Annotated in this window: 17 protein-coding genes; 8 read left to right on the plus strand and 9 right to left on the minus strand. The window is 44.9% G+C overall.

Features of this window, described 5'->3' with window-relative positions:
• Positions 1 to 31: 31 nt before the first annotated feature.
• Positions 32 to 403, plus strand: a complete 372-nt coding sequence (locus K0I62_RS14980; RefSeq protein ID WP_220068871.1) for a DUF2750 domain-containing protein — start codon at positions 32 to 34, stop codon at positions 401 to 403.
• 23 nt (positions 404 to 426) lie between these two features.
• Entirely contained in the window at positions 427 to 876 is a 450-nt protein-coding gene (locus K0I62_RS14985; RefSeq protein ID WP_220068872.1) for a hypothetical protein, read from the plus strand.
• Positions 877 to 954: 78 nt separating this feature from the next.
• Here K0I62_RS14985 and erpA read toward each other — a convergent pair whose 3' ends face one another.
• Both erpA and K0I62_RS14995 read right to left on the minus strand, forming a co-directional pair.
• A complete protein-coding gene (erpA, locus tag K0I62_RS14990; RefSeq protein ID WP_220068873.1) occupies positions 955 to 1,305 on the minus strand; it encodes an iron-sulfur cluster insertion protein ErpA in 351 nt (116 codons plus the stop codon).
• 19 nt (positions 1,306 to 1,324) lie between these two features.
• Positions 1,325 to 2,263, minus strand: coding sequence for a DUF6776 family protein (locus K0I62_RS14995; protein WP_220068874.1), 939 nt, complete (start codon positions 2,261 to 2,263; stop codon positions 1,325 to 1,327).
• A 71-nt stretch (positions 2,264 to 2,334) separates the two neighbouring features.
• Here K0I62_RS14995 and K0I62_RS15000 point away from each other — a divergent pair, with 71 nt between their 5' ends.
• From K0I62_RS15000 to nhaD, 3 genes are all read left to right on the plus strand, one after another.
• Positions 2,335 to 4,044, plus strand: a complete 1,710-nt coding sequence (locus K0I62_RS15000) for a chloride channel protein (protein WP_220068875.1) — start codon at positions 2,335 to 2,337, stop codon at positions 4,042 to 4,044.
• A gap of 706 nt (positions 4,045 to 4,750) precedes the next feature.
• Positions 4,751 to 6,037 (plus strand): glutamate-1-semialdehyde 2,1-aminomutase, encoded by a 1,287-nt coding sequence (gene hemL / locus K0I62_RS15005; protein WP_220068876.1) that lies wholly within the window; start codon positions 4,751 to 4,753, stop codon positions 6,035 to 6,037.
• A 443-nt stretch (positions 6,038 to 6,480) separates the two neighbouring features.
• The gene (gene nhaD, locus K0I62_RS15010) at positions 6,481 to 7,728 is read left to right on the plus strand and encodes a sodium:proton antiporter NhaD (RefSeq protein ID WP_220068877.1); all 1,248 of its coding nucleotides are present in this window, start codon (positions 6,481 to 6,483) and stop codon (positions 7,726 to 7,728) included.
• A 21-nt stretch (positions 7,729 to 7,749) separates the two neighbouring features.
• Here the strand turns inward: nhaD and K0I62_RS15015 are convergent, their stop codons facing one another.
• Both K0I62_RS15015 and K0I62_RS15020 read right to left on the minus strand, forming a co-directional pair.
• Positions 7,750 to 8,748, minus strand: a complete 999-nt coding sequence (locus K0I62_RS15015; protein ID WP_220068878.1) for a general secretion pathway protein GspB — start codon at positions 8,746 to 8,748, stop codon at positions 7,750 to 7,752.
• Positions 8,748 to 10,391, minus strand: coding sequence for an ExeA family protein (locus K0I62_RS15020; RefSeq protein ID WP_220068879.1), 1,644 nt, complete (start codon positions 10,389 to 10,391; stop codon positions 8,748 to 8,750). The genes K0I62_RS15015 and K0I62_RS15020 overlap by 1 nt, the downstream gene beginning before the upstream one ends.
• A gap of 167 nt (positions 10,392 to 10,558) precedes the next feature.
• On the opposite strand from K0I62_RS15020, the gene K0I62_RS15025 reads away from it, so the two are divergent.
• On the plus strand, positions 10,559 to 11,797 hold the full coding sequence (locus K0I62_RS15025) for a multifunctional CCA addition/repair protein (protein WP_220068880.1): 1,239 nt from the start codon (positions 10,559 to 10,561) through the stop codon (positions 11,795 to 11,797).
• A gap of 211 nt (positions 11,798 to 12,008) precedes the next feature.
• Positions 12,009 to 12,275: an Lpp/OprI family alanine-zipper lipoprotein gene (locus K0I62_RS15030; protein ID WP_028762277.1), complete on the plus strand. Its 267-nt coding sequence runs from the start codon at positions 12,009 to 12,011 to the stop codon at positions 12,273 to 12,275.
• Between the two features lie 225 nt (positions 12,276 to 12,500).
• Here K0I62_RS15030 and K0I62_RS15035 read toward each other — a convergent pair whose 3' ends face one another.
• The 5 genes from K0I62_RS15035 to folB form a co-directional block, all read right to left on the minus strand.
• Entirely contained in the window at positions 12,501 to 13,448 is a 948-nt protein-coding gene (locus K0I62_RS15035; RefSeq protein WP_220068881.1) for a L,D-transpeptidase family protein, read from the minus strand.
• A gap of 65 nt (positions 13,449 to 13,513) precedes the next feature.
• Complete coding sequence (locus K0I62_RS15040) at positions 13,514 to 14,380, minus strand: methyltransferase domain-containing protein (RefSeq protein WP_220068882.1); 867 nt, start codon at positions 14,378 to 14,380, stop codon at positions 13,514 to 13,516.
• A gap of 37 nt (positions 14,381 to 14,417) precedes the next feature.
• The gene (locus tag K0I62_RS15045) at positions 14,418 to 15,218 is read right to left on the minus strand and encodes an undecaprenyl-diphosphate phosphatase (RefSeq protein WP_220068883.1); all 801 of its coding nucleotides are present in this window, start codon (positions 15,216 to 15,218) and stop codon (positions 14,418 to 14,420) included.
• Positions 15,219 to 15,240: 22 nt separating this feature from the next.
• On the minus strand, positions 15,241 to 15,732 hold the full coding sequence (gene folK / locus K0I62_RS15050; protein ID WP_220071409.1) for a 2-amino-4-hydroxy-6-hydroxymethyldihydropteridine diphosphokinase: 492 nt from the start codon (positions 15,730 to 15,732) through the stop codon (positions 15,241 to 15,243).
• 4 nt (positions 15,733 to 15,736) lie between these two features.
• Positions 15,737 to 16,090, minus strand: a complete 354-nt coding sequence (gene folB / locus K0I62_RS15055; RefSeq protein ID WP_220068884.1) for a dihydroneopterin aldolase — start codon at positions 16,088 to 16,090, stop codon at positions 15,737 to 15,739.
• 298 nt (positions 16,091 to 16,388) lie between these two features.
• Between folB and plsY the strand changes: the two genes are divergently transcribed.
• Positions 16,389 to 16,997: a glycerol-3-phosphate 1-O-acyltransferase PlsY gene (gene plsY, locus K0I62_RS15060; protein ID WP_220068885.1), complete on the plus strand. Its 609-nt coding sequence runs from the start codon at positions 16,389 to 16,391 to the stop codon at positions 16,995 to 16,997.
• Positions 16,998 to 17,017: the final 20 nt, after the last annotated feature.

Below are 17,017 nucleotides of genomic sequence, written 5' to 3' on the forward strand. Positions count from 1 at the left end.
CGGCCTAGCCATCAAAACTAAAGAGTAAACCATGACCAAAAGTGCAAAAGATGCCAGCAACATGACGCCAGAAGCGCGTTACGACTACCTCGTTGAACAAGCTAAAACTCACAAGACGTTGTGGACACTGCAAGACTTAGATGGTTGCGTAATGTTAACCACTGAAGATGAAGATTGCATACCTATGTGGCCATGTGAAGAGACAGCTAAAATGTGGGCCGTTGATGATTGGGCTGACTGCACGCCACTTGCGATCCCGCTAGATGAATGGCTAGAACGTTGGGTTGCTGGTATGCAAGATGACGATCTATTTGTTGCGGTCTTCCCTGTACAAGAAGATCTCGGAGTGGTGATCCCACCTTATGAACTAGAGCAGCGCTTAACACCAAAGCAACGCCACTAGTTTTATTATTTAGGGAGTCATACGTGTCGTCATCGATACCATCAGATAACCAAGCTGACCACAACGCAACGGTGAAAACTAAGTTACCCAAACGCTTATTAGCCTTGCTACTATTCTTGAGTATCGCCTCTATAAGCGGAATAGTGGCAAAACAAGGGGTACTATTTTGTATATTGACCTTGTTGATGGTGGTCGCAGTATTAGGTCGCCAAAAAGCAGGTTTGTATATGCTCAGAGGCTACACAGTGGTGCAGTTAGGTTTGGTATCCCTATTACCCGTAATTTTATATGACCCAGATAATCTCTTAGTCAGTCCATCGACCTTCCAAATTGGCGAATGGCAAGGACAAATACCCGATTATATTGTGTTTAGCGTGCTGATTTTATTGTCTATATTGCAAGTGTGGATCGCCTTTACTCCCAAGGTAAAAGCCTATTGCTACATAAAGACCAATATGAACATTATGCGATAAGCCCTAGACTTAGCGCTCTCGATACAAAAAAGCCAGCTATGCTGGCTTTTTATTTAACTAAAGTGCTTAAAATCAGATTTATACTGAGAAGCTTGCGCCACAGCCACAGGTCGTGGTCGCGTTAGGGTTTTTCACAAAGAAACGTGAACCTTCAAGCCCCGAAGTATAATCGACTTCACCACCCACTAGGTATTGCAAGCTCATGGGGTCAACCACTAACTGAACACCTTGTTTTTCCACGGTGAAGTCACCTTCATTTACCTTCTCATCGAACGTAAAGCCGTACTGAAAACCTGAGCAGCCACCACCCGTTACATATACACGTAACTTAAGCGCATCATTTTGCTCTTCGTCCAACAAGGTTTTTACCTTTGAAGCTGCCGCGTCGGTAAAACGGATTGGCATTGTATCTTCAGCTTGTTCAGTCATTACTACCTCTTACATCGGTTTACTGAGCGGAATTATCCGATACCTGACCATTTTGTTCAAGTAATAGTCGTGACTCAGGTGAAATCAGTGGTAAAGCCGACTCATTGGCATGATTTTCAGGCTGTACTTGAGACGATGCTGAGTCGCTCTCTGGGGTGATGATATCATCTTGAGAAGGGCTTACTCCTTGCTTATTTGCATCTTCAACTGAATCATCACCAACCTCCTCGGTCATTGATTCAGTCTTGTTCAGCAGCTCCTGAACCGTAAATGCCTGCTCGGCTGACGCGCCTTTGCTCCAACGACTCGATGGTACCGTGACCTTTACTTCCACACGGGATAGTTCAAATCCATCGGGAAACTGCACGACCGTTTCTAGGCTCTGAAAATATCTAAAGCTAAAATTAAACTTATCCTCAGTTAAACTAGCTAGCGCTAGCTGAGTCACCTTACCTGCTTGAAGACCGATAAATACAAGCTCAGCTTTACCTTTCAGCGCTTGCTTTCGCTTTTTCAGCTGAGTAAGCACTAACTTAACTCGGTATTGGTTAGCTAGCAGACTCGGGCTCATCTCTAACTCGTGAATCGCTACCCCGTCGGCTTGATGTTCAGGCGCCATAATACTGCGATAAAATGCCAGTTCACGATCTAGCTCTTTCTGCTTCTGATGCTGCTCTAAAAACATCTGCTGCATATTATCGTTTGCTTCACGCTCGAGCGACAACTCTAAATTACGAGATGCCAGCGCCTCAGCTTGGGCTTTTAACGCCTGACTAAGTTCAGCTACGCGCGCATTAGATGGATTAGCAATAACTTGATGCTGAGACGACCAAATATCCCACGTTAAGACACCAGTAAAAAATGCCACTAAGATTAGCAACAACAGATAAACGCTCGAAGGTCTAATTTTTCGCTCAATGACTTGCATGCGATCGACCCAGCGATGATAATTTGGCATTAAGTATTAGCCCCTTATAAAAAAATCTTAACTCTATTTGAGTACAACAATGGTTTATCCGGAAGGTTACTGTGCAGCTAACAATTAATAGCCTCATTAAGCAATGCCAGAAATACCTCAATACCGATCTCAAAGATAAGCTATCACAAGCCCAGATCAGTGTGCAGCTTTGTGGTCTCGCGCTCGCTTTTGCTCTAGTGGCATCGGCGGTGATAATACTATTTCGCCTGTTATTACTCGGATTAAACACTTTCACCCAAACTCAAGAGTGGGATTTTACTGGCAACTTTGGTGACTGGCGAGTGCTATTGCCACTTTTAGGGGCGATATTAATCTGGATCGTGGCGGTTTTGGGATCTAAACGCTACAAGCGCATGGGAATCGCCTATGTCATGCACCGCATGAAATTGCATTATGGCAAGATCCCACTGCAATCTGCGCCTGGGCAATTTTTCCAAGCATTGTTTGCATTGGCAACTAATTTTTCAGTGGGGCGAGAGGGACCCGCCATCCATCTCGGTGCGGTCAGTGCGAGTGTGATGGCAGAGAAGTTTAAATTGCCAGACAACAGTGTACGCATCATGTGCGCTAGTGGGATCGCCGCAGGAATAGCGGCAATCTTTAACTCCCCCTTAGCGGCGGTTATCTTTGTCTTTGAGGTAGTACTTAGAGAGTACAAAGTCCACTACTTCTTCCCAATCATGCTCTCGGCAATTTGTGGCGCACTGAGCAGCCAATTAGTATTTGGTAATATCCATGAATATGAGCAGATTGGTATTAATCATATTCCCTTATCTCAATATCCTCTTTTGCTCGTCTGCGGCGTTACACTTGGCTGTATCGCAGCGCTATTTAATCACACGCTTTTGCGAGTCACTGACAAGGGTCAGCAGTGGCCTTTGATCTACCGCCTTTTATTAGCTGGCGGTATCACTACGATCATTGGCATATTTCTCCCCCAAGCATTAGGCAGTGGCGATCTTGCAATCACCCATGCGATTAGCGACAACCCAAGCTTACTTTTATTGATAGGCCTTTTGATCGGTAAAATCGTGGCTACCATTGGCGCTATTGGGCTAGGTATTCCAGGCGGGATCATAGGCCCATTATTTGGTATTGGCGCGTTAATTGGTGCAATTTTGGCCGTTATCAGTGCCTTTTTCTTTCCGTCGGTGACTCCTTATGTTGGTCTCTATACCATTATTGGTATGACCGCCATGATGGGCGTTTGTCTAAGTGCCCCCTTAGCCGCACTCGTTGCATTACTTGAACTGACTAACAATGCATCGATCATTTTGCCTTCGATGTTTGTGACGATTCCGGCGTTTTTGATCGCTCACCAAGCGTTCCATACAAAATCGCTGTTTTACCGCCAAATGGATATTATGGGGCTCGATTATAAAATCTCTTCCATTAAACTAGGACTTCAGAAAAAGGGCGTGAGAGCCGTTATGGATAAACGCTTTGTAATTGTCAAAGATAATAATGAGCTACTACTCGAAGTATTAAAACGCGCCGAAGGTCGCTCGGTACTGGTGCAAAACAACCTAGGCGAAATGGAGATGCTGCAGCTTGAGCTTCAGTTCGTGGATGACATGAGTACCTTAACTCGTCACCCGATCCAAGGACTGGCAGATACCTGCACCCTAAAAGAAGTGTATGAGGTACTATCAAGAGACAGAAGAGGAGAAGTGTTCATCTATCAAGATAGCATCGACAAAGTCGTGGGGGTGATTAGCTGGGCAATGCTGCAAAAAGAGATTAATTCGGGACAAATATAATCAACCTTATCAAACCATTTACGTACGATTCCACTGTATTAGGGGATCTGCTATAGTGCCATCATAAACGCTTAGTGCCTTATATTTTAGTGACTATTGGGTCGCAATGGCTTGCTCTATCGACCAGTGCTGAAGCGCTTACTGATGATTGATAGCGTGCTTTTAAGTTCGCTTTTATAGCTTGGTTATATGGCTTAATACTGCAGTGAAGTGATGATCACCACGGCTTTGCCCTTGTCCAACCCAAAGCATTAGCAAAGTAAGACTATGTGATCGATGATGTTGAAAATGCTGCGTATAAGATCACAATAACAGTTCAACTTGAGGGAAATTTAGATCAGGCTGATATACTCTAGCTGACACGAATTCAACAAGCGCGTTTTCTGTTATCAGAGAAGACTAAGTGGTAAATTCGCCGTTAACCACAATATTTATATGTTGCATGGCAAATAAAGTGATCGTGTTCCCGTTATCCAGAGGCAATTGAGAGCGGGATAATGAATAAGATAATGGCTCAAATAGTCATCGATACTCAGCCGTTTTTAGATGAGCAGGTAACGGACTTTTCATTCCCACGGCACTATTCATTCATGCAGTAAGCACTGACATCGACGATTGATTCACAAATTGAACAATACGAATGTCCAGTTAATTGGTATTCACAAAAAGCCGGTTTTAATCTGGCGACTGACTTTAAGGATATAGAATGACCCGTTCTGAAACCCTATTTGAACAGGCTAAAAAAACCATCCCTGGTGGCGTTAACTCGCCTGTACGTGCCTTTAACGGCGTGGGTGGCTCACCTCTGTTTATCGAAAAAGCCGATGGCGCTTATATTTATGATGCCGATGGTAAAGCCTATATCGACTATGTTGGTTCTTGGGGCCCGATGATTTTAGGTCATAATCATCCTAAGATTCGTGCTGCTGTGTTAGCTGCTGTCGAAAACGGCCTGTCTTTCGGTGCACCGACAGAGCTTGAAGTGCGCATGGCAGAAAAAGTGATTGAGATGGTACCATCGATGGAACAGGTTCGCATGGTTAGCTCAGGCACCGAAGCCACCATGAGTGCGATTCGCTTAGCTCGTGGTTTCACTGGCCGCGATAAGATCCTTAAATTTGAAGGTTGCTACCACGGCCACGCTGACTGCTTACTCGTAAAAGCAGGTTCAGGCGCGCTAACACTAGGCCAGCCAAGCTCACCTGGTATCCCTGAAGATTTCGCTAAGCACACTCTGACCGCCGTTTATAACGAGCTAGAATCGGTCAAATCGCTGTTTGAACAGTATCCAGAAGAGATCTCGTGCATCATTCTTGAGCCTGTTGCTGGCAACATGAACTGCATACCGCCAATCCCTGGTTTCCTGGAGGGCCTACGAGCCCTTTGTGACCAATACGGTGCACTACTCATTATCGACGAAGTAATGACAGGTTTCCGCGTATCGAAAAGCGGCGCTCAAGGTCACTACGGAATTACCCCAGATCTAACGACTTTAGGTAAAGTGATTGGTGGCGGTATGCCAGTCGGTGCTTTCGGTGGTCGTAAAGATGTGATGCAGTTTATCGCCCCAACGGGTCCTGTTTATCAAGCCGGTACCCTATCTGGTAACCCAATTGCCATGTCAGCCGGTCTTGCACAGATGGAAGCGCTTTGCGAAGAGGGTCTTTACGAAGAGCTAGCCGCTAAGACAAAACGTATCGCAGAAGGCTTTAAAGCCGCAGCGAACAAGCACGGTATTCCACTGAGCATCAACTATGTTGGCGGTATGTTCGGACTCTTCTTCACAGAAGAAGAGAAAGTCACTCGCTTCGACCAAGTGACTAAGTGTGACGCTGAAGCATTTCCTGTTTTCTACCATGGCATGCTCGATGAAGGTGTTTATCTTGCACCAAGCGCCTATGAAGCAGGCTTCTTGTCTATGGCTCATGGCGAGAAAGAGCTTGAGGCAACACTTGCAGCCGCTGAACGTGTCTTTGCTAAAATGGCTAAGTAAACTTTTCTGGTAACAGATCATAAAAGGACGCCTCGGCGTCCTTTTTTATTGGGCCGACTAAATGATTAAGTTATACCGACTGATTACTAACAGCGAATAGATTGGCAGTGATTTTCACTGCCCCTTTACCAGTTAACCATGACAAAAAACGACCTAGACACAAAAGTAAGCACAATAACCTAAAAAGATGCTTAAACTTATTTTTATCTAGTGCTATTCACCAAAGCTAATCGGTTAAAAAAAATATTATACTAATCAGCCTCCCCAAGTGTGCGCAGCCTCTCATTTCCACCCCAAAGTTAGACTAAGGTAACACTTGCGTATTAGCTCATCCTATGGTCAGATCGCCGTCTATCACAACAACCTTAACCAAACCTTGAATTAAATCACGCTTCCTTGTCCGTGTTGGGGAGCGGATCGAACTCGGCTGTAGGAACAAATGTATGCTCGACATTTTCCTGATCACACTTGCTGTGCTAGCGCTATTAAGCATTATTTTCGAAGAGGTAACTCACTTAAATAAAGCGAAAACCACCCTGTTTTTCGGCTGTATAGCCTGGATAACCCTATTTGTGGCGGCTCAAGATTCAGATCACCAACGCTTGGTGGCAGAAGAGTTAAACGAGAACTTACTCGAAATCGCGACCCTCTGGTTATTCTTAATGTCGACCATGACCTTTGTGGCTTATCTAAATGCCAAGGGTATGATCCAGATCTTAGTGCAAAAGCTTTTTCCGCAGAAAGTCTCTGTACGCATGCTGATGATACAGGTGGCGCTGTTCTCACTCGTTCTGTCTGCTATCTGTGATAACGTGACAGCAACCTTAGTTTCTCTAGGCTTATTAACCACTTTCCAGCTCGAAAGCCAGATGAAACGCCGTATGTCAGTATTAATCATCTTTGCGGTTAACTCCGGAGGGGTTGCGCTTATCACTGGTGATGTGACCACTCTGATGATCTTCCTTGGCGGCCACGTTCATATATCTCAGCTGCTGATATTGTTTATTCCTGCTGCGGTAAGCGTCATGTTGCTGGCAGTATTATTTTCGCTCAAGGCTGAGGGACACGTCAGTACAACCCCAATTAAGCGCAGTTACAATGGTATTGATGTGCTGATCGCCTTTATCTTCTTGATCACCATCATTCTAACTATGGTGCTCAACATTTTATTTGGTATTCCCCCGGTACTTACCTTCCTTTCTGGTTTGTCTGTGATGTTCTTAGTCGGCACCACCTCTCGTAGCAACAAAGAGGAGTTACAGATCTTGGAATATATCCGTCAGGTTGAGTTTGATACCCTGCTGTTCTTCCTTGGGATCTTGTTACTTGTGGGTATGCTTAAAGAGATAGGTACGCTTCATCTACTCACTGAGGTATATGCTAAGTTTGATCCCAACATATCTAACTTCGTTACTGGTATTGGATCGGCAATATTAGATAACGTGCCACTCACCGCGGCCCTACTTAAAGCAGAACCCGCGTTGACGACACCCGAATGGCTAGGTCTAACCTATTCGGTCGGTGTTGGTGGCTCACTGCTGGTCATTGGTAGCGCGGCTGGTATCATCGCCATGAGCAAGGTCAAAGAGCTGACCTTTGTCACCTATTTAAGATATGTGCCAGCGCTTTCGCTATGCTATACCGTAGGTTACGGACTTACTCTGCTTATTGCCTATGAGTTTTTTGGATAATGCCTTAGCGGTAAGATCGATTTAGATGGCAGGTACCTTAAATTGAGTACCTGCAACCTCTAACACCACATCACGGGGACGGATCTCCACTATCGTTAATTTACCGTCGATCATATCTCCCTGTTGTAACTCCGCACCGTCGACGTTTAGCCAGCGATTATTAGGATCACTTGCATAGACATGAGCCAAAATATTAAATTCAGGTACCTGCAACTGCACCCCTGCAGGTAACTGGCCATATTTAGGTAATTCGTCAGGCTGAGGCTGAGGAATGGGATCAAGTTTAGGCTCGGTCACAGGCTTAGCGACGGCATTGTCTTTTTCGACCTCTTTGAGTGCCGCTTCGAACGCTGCCACCAGATTATTCGACGGTAAATCATTGGATACATTCTTGGGCTGAGACCGCTCCAAACCTAGATCCTGCGCCGCTTCATTCACCCTAGATTTCAATGAACTGAGTAACGCTTCGCCACGCTGGTTACTGTTGGCACCTAAGATGATAGGTTCTTGAAAATCACCGTCATTAGCTTGAGTCGCTACCGCAATCGTCTTCGACCCCTTAGCTACGTTTTGCTTGGGTAATGAGGGCTCAACATAACGGAAGTTTTCCGCCGCTCCATAACGCTCGACTCTCGGGCGTTCAATCGCGACGGGCAGCGCGACTTTACCAGCCAGTTGTACCTCATTGAATGTGTTTTTTTCAGACGTTTGATGAGTCTGAACCTGCCCTATAACGCGACTTGGCTCTGTTTGCGGCGCTTTTTTATCGACAACATTCACTGACGGCTCGTTTATCGCTTGAGCCACTTGAGTATCATATTCCTCACCCAATGGGCTTGCACGACTAAACAACCAAGCCAGCACCACAGCAAGCAGTAAAAATAGGATAAATAGTGATATTTTAAGGCCTAAATGACGCCCTTGATTCATTGCCTGATATTGCGCCCGCGGCGTAATAACGGGATCAATAAGCTGATCTTGCTGTTTAGCTCGAGTCACCGCATCGAGTAAAATCGACATTAGTAGCGACCTCCGCTCTCTTGCAAGCGCGGGCCTTTGTCGCTCAAATACAAGTTTAACTGTACTAAGGTTTGGTTACCGGCTATCGCATCGGCACGTAATCCATGTTGGCGCTGAAACGCTTTCAATGACTGCTCGAGTTCATCGTCAAAATGACTCACTAATCGAGGTGATTTATCTTGGATATGAGCCAATGCGTTTTCAAGCCACTGGATCTGCGTCGCGGGCGCACCTTTACCTATCTCTTTAGGTTGATAAGGGGGCGCTTGCCACAATAGCTCCATCGTTCCGCTAAAGTGACGCGTAAACCACTCTCTATCTACCCACAATTGCTGCTCGGACAACTGCAGTAATAATTGCTCTCCTTGGCGAGAAACAACGGTGCCATAAAATGGCTGCTGCGCGTCATCCACAAGATACACTACCGCAGGATAATTTAATCGCACCAGCGAATGCCAATTGCCCTGTTGCTGAAAGCAATCTAGCCCTTGTTGCTGAGCTGACTGACAAGCGGTGAGTCCGATATAGGGGGATTTCCCCCATAGCCCTAAAATCGCCGCATAGGCAGTATCAATACTGCGGCTTTGTTCGATCGCACTGCGCAACACTTGTTGACTGGCAGACAGGGATTTCTGTGGCGCAGGCTTATCGGCTTGTTGCATGGCCGAAGGCGTAACAGATTTCTGCTCGTTGGCGATCACGGTCTCGGAGGGCGAATTTGGTGATTGTTGTTGATTAACTTGCTGTTGATTAAATAGGTAAAACGCCCCAGCGAAGGTGATACCAACCGCTACAGCGGCTAAACTTGGCCAAAGCAATGAACCTTCTTGCTTAATCTCCTCACCCAAAACTTCAGACGCTGCAGTGCGAACCATTTTGGCATCAATAGGCACTTTTGATTGCGCGTATCCCGCCATTAATGCTCGTTCACATAAGAGGTTAATCAGTCTAGGAATACCGCCACTGTATTTGTGTAACGCTTTAATGGCACTGCGATGAAATAGCGGCTCATGGCGACCGCCGACTTGCAGACGATGTTGCACATAGAGCGCGATCTCTTGCTCAGTTAAGGGTAACAAGTGGTAACGAGCGGTGATCCGTTGGGCTAGCTGCCTTAGTTCTTGTCGCTTAAGCAACTGTTGGAGTTCAGGCTGACCAATTAAGATCACCTGCAACAACTTTTTCGTATCCGTTTCAAGGTTGGTAAGTAACCTGAGTTGCTCGAGTACATCGGCACGAAGATGCTGAGCTTCATCAATAATGAGTACAGTATTACGACCCTTTTCATGATTGGCCAACAAAAACTGACTTAGTCTATCGGTCAACTGCTTTAGCGTCGGAGATTCACCATAGGTGATATTAAGTTCATCACAAAGCGTCGCTAATAGCTCAAGCTCAGTAAGCGAAGGATTAAGAATGAAAGCAGTATCGGTATTTTCGGGTAATTGGTTGAGTAAACAGCGTGAAACTGTGGTTTTTCCGGTTCCCACTTCACCAGTCAGCAGTACAAATCCCCCCGTCTCCCCCAATCCATATGTTAAGTGTGCCAACGCCTCACGATGTCGGTCGCTAAGAAACAGATAATGCGGGTTTGGGGCAATTGAAAATGGGTTATCGTTAAGTCCATAAAACGCTTTGTACATGCAGCCTTTAGTCCCAAAAAATAAATGACGCTCCAAATTAATCCCTAGGGCTATTATTGTCAAAAAAACCCCACAAATAATTGACATCAATCCTAGCCCAAATAGTACATTTATAGCGGTTGAGCGTGATAAGCTAGTGACAGATAACGCAAAGAGAATGAAACAACGTGAAGATCTACTTAGTTGGCGGTGCCGTCCGCGACCAATTACTGCAAATTCCCATTAAAGATCGCGACTATATGGTTGTTGGCGCCACACCGCAACAGATGTTAGATCTCGGCTATAACCAAGTAGGCAAAGACTTCCCTGTATTCCTTCACCCTAAGACCCAACAAGAATATGCTCTGGCACGAACCGAGCGCAAAACTGCGGTAGGTTATAGCGGTTTTAGCTGCTATGCAGCTCCGGATGTCACGGTTGAGGAAGACCTACTCAGAAGAGATTTGACCATTAATGCCATCGCCCAAGATGAAGATGGTACGCTGGTCGACCCTTATGGCGGCCAGCAAGACATAGAAAACCGACAGCTTAGGCACGTATCGGATGCCTTTATCGAAGACCCCCTAAGAGTACTTAGAGTCGCAAGGTTTGCAGCTAGATTTCATAATCTAGGTTTCAGCGTCGCCCCCGAAACGCTCACTTTAATGCAACAGATAGCCCAAAGCGGTGAACTTGAAGCGCTAACACCTGAGCGAGTCTTTCTCGAACTCGATAAAGCCCTAAGCACTCAATCACCCCAGATCTTTTTTGAGGTATTAAGGCAAACTCAGAGTTTAGCTATTTTATTTCCCGAAATAGACGCGCTATTTGGTATCCCGCAACCAGAAAAATGGCATCCGGAAATCGATACAGGTATCCATACGCTAATGGTATTGGAACAAGCAGCTAAGCTATCATCTGATCGCGCCATTCGTTTTGCAGCACTGGTTCATGATTTAGGTAAAGCGCTCTCTCCCATAGAACACTTGCCAAAACATCATGGGCATGGACAAAAAGGACTTGTACCAATCAGAGCGCTTTGTGAACGTATTCGAGTACCTAACGAGTATCGAGACCTTGCCCTTTTAGTAAGCGATCAACACCAAAACATACACCAAGCCTTCGAGCTAAAACCACAAACGATCATAAAGATATTCGATAAAGCCGATCTTTGGCGCAAACCGCAGCGACTCGATCAGTTGCTCATCGCCTGTGAAGCCGATGTCAAAGGTAGAACGGGTTTTGAGCACAGCGATTACCCCCAAGCAGAGTATCTAAAAGGCTGTTTTAACACAGCCCTTGATGTGGCAATAAAACCTATCATTGATGCTGGCTTTAAAGGTGCTGACATAAAAACGGAACTTCAACGCCAACGTATTGAAATATTAGATGAATATAAAAATAAATATTTAAAAGAACATCAATAATGATAATTAAAAGTACAGTTTTAGTGATCATTGAGCCAAAAATTGCTCAAAAAGCCTACTCAGACTTGCTTTTGTTGCTTCATGAGATATTGTATAGGGAGCTGATTGTGAAAATTCATAGCAAAATAAAATAGCTATGACATAATAAACCCGTTGCAGTTGTCTTTTCGGCTGCTCCATTTCAATCCAACTTATTTAAAGGGATTTCCCAATGAACAAAAAAGTACTGATGATTGCTGGCGTAGCAATGACTGCCCTTCTTGGTGGTTGCGCAAACACTACTGCTCTAGAAGAAAGCGTTGCTAACCTAGGCAACAAGGTTGATCAATTGTCAGCTGAAGTTAGCTCTCTTAAGTCTGAGCAAGGCGCTCTTTCTGCAGACGTTAAAGATGCAAAAGCTGCTGCTATGGACGCACAAGCTGAAGCTAAGCGTGCTAACGACCGTATCGACAACATCGCTTCTTCTTACAAGAAGTAATTTGTCTGTATCGGCAACACATCTGTGTTGCCGATATATTTTCCTTCTTCTGCTAACAACTCATTGTCGAACTTTTTGTTTTCAACTCTCCCAGCCTTAAATCTCCGGTCCTAAAATCTCTCAAGTCTAATTATCACCGACATCTATACCCTTCATCGTTGTCATTTTCAGACATAAAAAAGCGCCCCCCTAGGGACGCCTTATAAGATTATTTTAGTTTCTGCATTAGCCCTCTGGCGTAATATCACTTTCTTGCGATGCGGTTAACGATGGTGTAGAAATCACCATAGGAATACCATTTTGAGTCAGCAGCGCATCATTAGCCTTTGTACTATCAACCGTATCTTGGCTGATAAACTTAACGACTTGGCTACTTAGACTAATCACCTTCTCGCGCTGCTCACCTTCTGACTTAGACAGCGGCGAATGGACCTCGATAATTTGACTGCCATCTGGCTCTGAAGATGTTTTCACCGTTTGGTTAATAATTCTCACGCTATCGCCATATTTCGATTGATGGAACAGCCATTCAATATCATCAGGGTTGAGCCTGATACAACCGGCACTAACGCGCATTCCAATGCCAAAATCTTTATTGGTACCATGAATAAGATAGCTACCATCCCCATAGGACAACTGCATTGCGTACTTGCCAAGAGGATTATCAGGGCCAGCAGGAACGACCCGAGGCAACACTTCACCTTTCTCCCTTAAATGCTCAGCTCTTAAACTGGCAGGAGGCGTCCAACTAGGGTTAGGAATACGTGACTTAATTTTAGTGGTCATTTCGGGAGTTTCACGCCCGATACGCCCAATACCGACGGGGAAGACATGCACTTCACGACCATTTTTAGGAAAATAGTAGAGGCGAAGTTCAGGCAAGTTGATAACGATCCCTTTTCGAGGAACATCAGGCAACAACATCTGGGTAGGAATAATTAACTCAGTACCCGGTGTTGGTAAAAAAGGGTCCACACCAGGGTTGGTCTCCATTAACTCCAAGATCCCAATATTGTATTGCTCTGCAATAGTCTTGAAATAATCGCCTTTTTGCACGACATGAGTCTGCAACTCTCCAATCAGGCGTCCACCTTGAGTTGGCAGTGAATAGACATTCGCTAACAACTGCAGCGGAAATAGGCACAGGATGAACAACAGCACTTTACGCATCATCAACAATCGCTTCCAAAAATTTCTCGATTAATAGCTCAAAGGGTAACCTGAGCGGCTTCTGTTTTCTAGTCTTGCTTCCGCAGCAAGTCCTCATTGACCTTGTCATCAATTAACTTTGTACTCAAGGTCAAATAGAAGTCGATTTCAAGCTTACTAAAGTCACCAGTCAACATTTGCCGCTTCTGTTTATCACCCGCACGCCATGCATAAGGCGTCATCTCTAACAAGGTAATTGCATCTTCTGGCGTGGCATCAAGAGTAAAGCTAACTCTTTGCTGGGCAACTAACTCTAACTGCTTAGGTAAGCTCAAATCCGCCTTTTTCTCGGTTAAATCACTGTAGAGAAAATCTTTAATCTGCCACAAATGACGAGGACCAGGTGAAAGCTGTACAAATAGGCCTCCGGGTTTAAGCACCCGTAATAGCTCTTTACCCTTTAATGGCTTATCGATAAGAGTGATAAGATCAAAGCTAGCATCGGCAAAAGGTAATTGTTTAAGCTGGCTAACAATGTAAGTTGCATCAGCGTAACTCTTCGCCGCAGAAAACAACGCATTTTCTGCCTCACCTACTCCAGTTTGGCTAAACTCACTCGACAAGCTTTGTAATGTTGCTCTTAACGCCCGCAAGTAAAAACCTTCACCACAATCAAAATCCAGATGAGCTATCGGCTGAGTCGAAGATGCCAAGGCGTCTGCAACATGTTGATTTAACGCTTCGACAACGGGAGCAAAAATGCCTGATTCCAGTAAAAAGCGCTTCGAGCGCATCACCTGACGCGAATCGATATTTGGCTTCTTTGCCTGACTAAACATCCAATACCCTTGCTCATTTTTATCTAAATGATGTTTGTTGACGCAATATAGCCCTTGTGAGGCCTCATGGACCGACATAGGCGCTTGACAGATAGGGCATAAATAATGGCTTTGCATTAGTTCTCTTTAATAAAAAATAATAATATCTGGGGGTTTAGACAAAAATCACGGCACACAACACAGCGCCTAATGCTAAACGATAAATAACAAACGGCGTCATTCCCATGCGGCTAATAATCTTTAGAAAATAGTGGATACAAAGATAAGCTGCAACAAAGGAAAGTGCGGTACCGAGTGCAAGAGCCTGTAAATCGATGCTTTCACCGCTTTCGAGCAGATCTTTGACCACTAAAATAGCCGCGCCCAAACTCACTGGCACTGACATCAAAAATGAAAACCTAGCAGCAGCCTCACGACTTAATCCAAGCATTAATGCCGCTGTGATAGTGGCACCAGAACGGGAAGTCCCAGGAATAAGCGCCATTGCTTGAGCGACGCCGATAACTAACGCTTTTTTCCAACCTACCTGAAACTCACTAAAGCCTTCACGCGTCATCCGATCGGCCCACCAAAGCAGCAGACCAAATACGATAGTAGTAAACGCGATAACTTCAATATTACGCAAATGCGTGGCAATAAACCCTTTCGCAGTAAAGCCGACAATCACAGCTGGAATTGTCGCCAAAATGATCCACCAAGCTAATTTACTCTCTTCATTTTGTTGACGACTGACTATGCTGCCAGTCCAAGCGGTAAACATAGACCATAACTCACGACGAAAATAGATCACCACCGCCAGTAATGAGCCAGTATTTACCGCAACATCGAAAGTTAATCCTTGATCTTGCCACCCTAATAACTGCGCCGGAAGGATAAGGTGCGCCGAACTAGAAATAGGTAAAAACTCAGTAAGACCTTGGATCAAAGCCAATACAATTACCTGAAAAGTGTCCATGTTAATCCTTTATAAATGCGTCTTAATAAGACCAATAAAACTCAATCGGCCACAGCTTTTGCTGCGACTTGTCATAATTATCCCAAAGGGTTTGGTATGTTTTTTGCTCGACAGGATGTACGAGATTAGGAGCGATTTCGGCTAATGGCCATAATACAAATGCATTCGTGGTGATCTCTGCCCTTGGCAATTCCACTGGCGTAGTTACCACGCAATCGTCATACAACAATAGGTCGAGATCTAATGTCCGCGGACTAAACTTCTTCGCGCCCACTTTTCGACCATTATCTTGCTCAATACGTTTAAATACAGCAACGACTTGAGCAATATCTAACTGAGTATCGGCAGCGACAACCATATTCAAAAAATTACTACCATCAAACCCAACAGCCTCACTTTCAAAAACCGATGATAAACATAGATTTGAGAAACTTGTAGATAAGGCTTTTAATGCGGCATTGAAATAACGCTCAGCCTCGATATTACTCCCGATACTAATAAAAATACGTGCCATAGCGTTATAAGTGACCTCGTTCAATCTCTACACCCACAGCAGTCGCAGTAGGTACGGCTCCTGGCTTCATCACTTTGACTTTGACCCAAGGCACATCAAACTCTGTCATCACACACTTAGCACAAAGCTCGGCAACCGTTTCAATTAACTCTATCGGCTTTTCTGTGATTAACGCTGTCAATCGATTCGACACTGTTTCATAGCAAAGTGCATACTGATAATCATCACTATCAGCCGCTTGACGATTATCCCAAGCCATCTCCAGATCGATCAATAGATTCTGATGGATCTGCTTCTCCCACTCATAAATTCCGATCACTGTTTCCACTTTGAGTTGTGAAATGAGCACCTTGTCCATAATGCCTCCCAATGGGCAAATTAAATGTGGTCTAAAAAGAGGTCTAATAAGCTAATGGGCCCAATCTTGATATAATCGCAAAATTGATCAGATATCTGTCATTACCCCTTTCGTACAGTCGAAAACCCAAGTAGGATAAGCTGCTGTAATGGCACCTAAACAGGGGCTATGAGAACGGATGACATCACCCAACTGCTCATTACAACAACATAATCAACCAGTGCGAAAAATATAAGGTTGAATCGAAGGCCTCGATGCTAGGTCGCGATAATACCTTAAGAAGGATAAGGAAACCAATTTGAACTTAACGCTGCTGACTCTAGCAATGATATTGAGTGCCTACCTAGCAGGTTCAATTTCAAGTGCTGTGCTAGTATGTCGTCTTCGAGGATTACCCGATCCACGCAGCGAAGGTTCAGGTAACCCTGGGGCAACCAATGTGCTGCGTATTGGTGGGGCAAGTGCCGCGGCCATGGTGCTTTTATTTGATATGCTCAAGGGCGCTATTCCAGCTTACGTGGCGTTCAGATTAGGCGTAGATGCCATTTCGCTCGGCCTGATTGCTATCGCTGCTTGTTTAGGGCATATATTTCCCATTTTTTTCAAATTTAAAGGCGGTAAAGGCGTTGCAACAGCATTTGGTGCAATGGCTCCTATTGGCGCAGACTTGTCGCTGTCGCTTGTTGCCACTTGGATAGTATTAGTATTAATTTGCCGATACTCGTCACTTGCCGCCATCATCACTGCACTTTTGGCACCAGTCTATACGTGGTATTTTGACGAACGTTTTACTCTGCCAGTCGCCATGCTCTCATTGCTCATAGTCATTCGACACAGGGAGAATATTCATCGACTACTAAAAGGGGAAGAGTCAAAAGTGTCGAGAAAGAAGCAGGATAAAATTTAGCGCTAACGATAACAGTAGGT

This window comes from Shewanella psychrotolerans (assembly GCF_019457595.1).
In the GTDB taxonomy this organism is placed as follows: Bacteria; Pseudomonadota; Gammaproteobacteria; order Enterobacterales; family Shewanellaceae; genus Shewanella; species Shewanella psychrotolerans.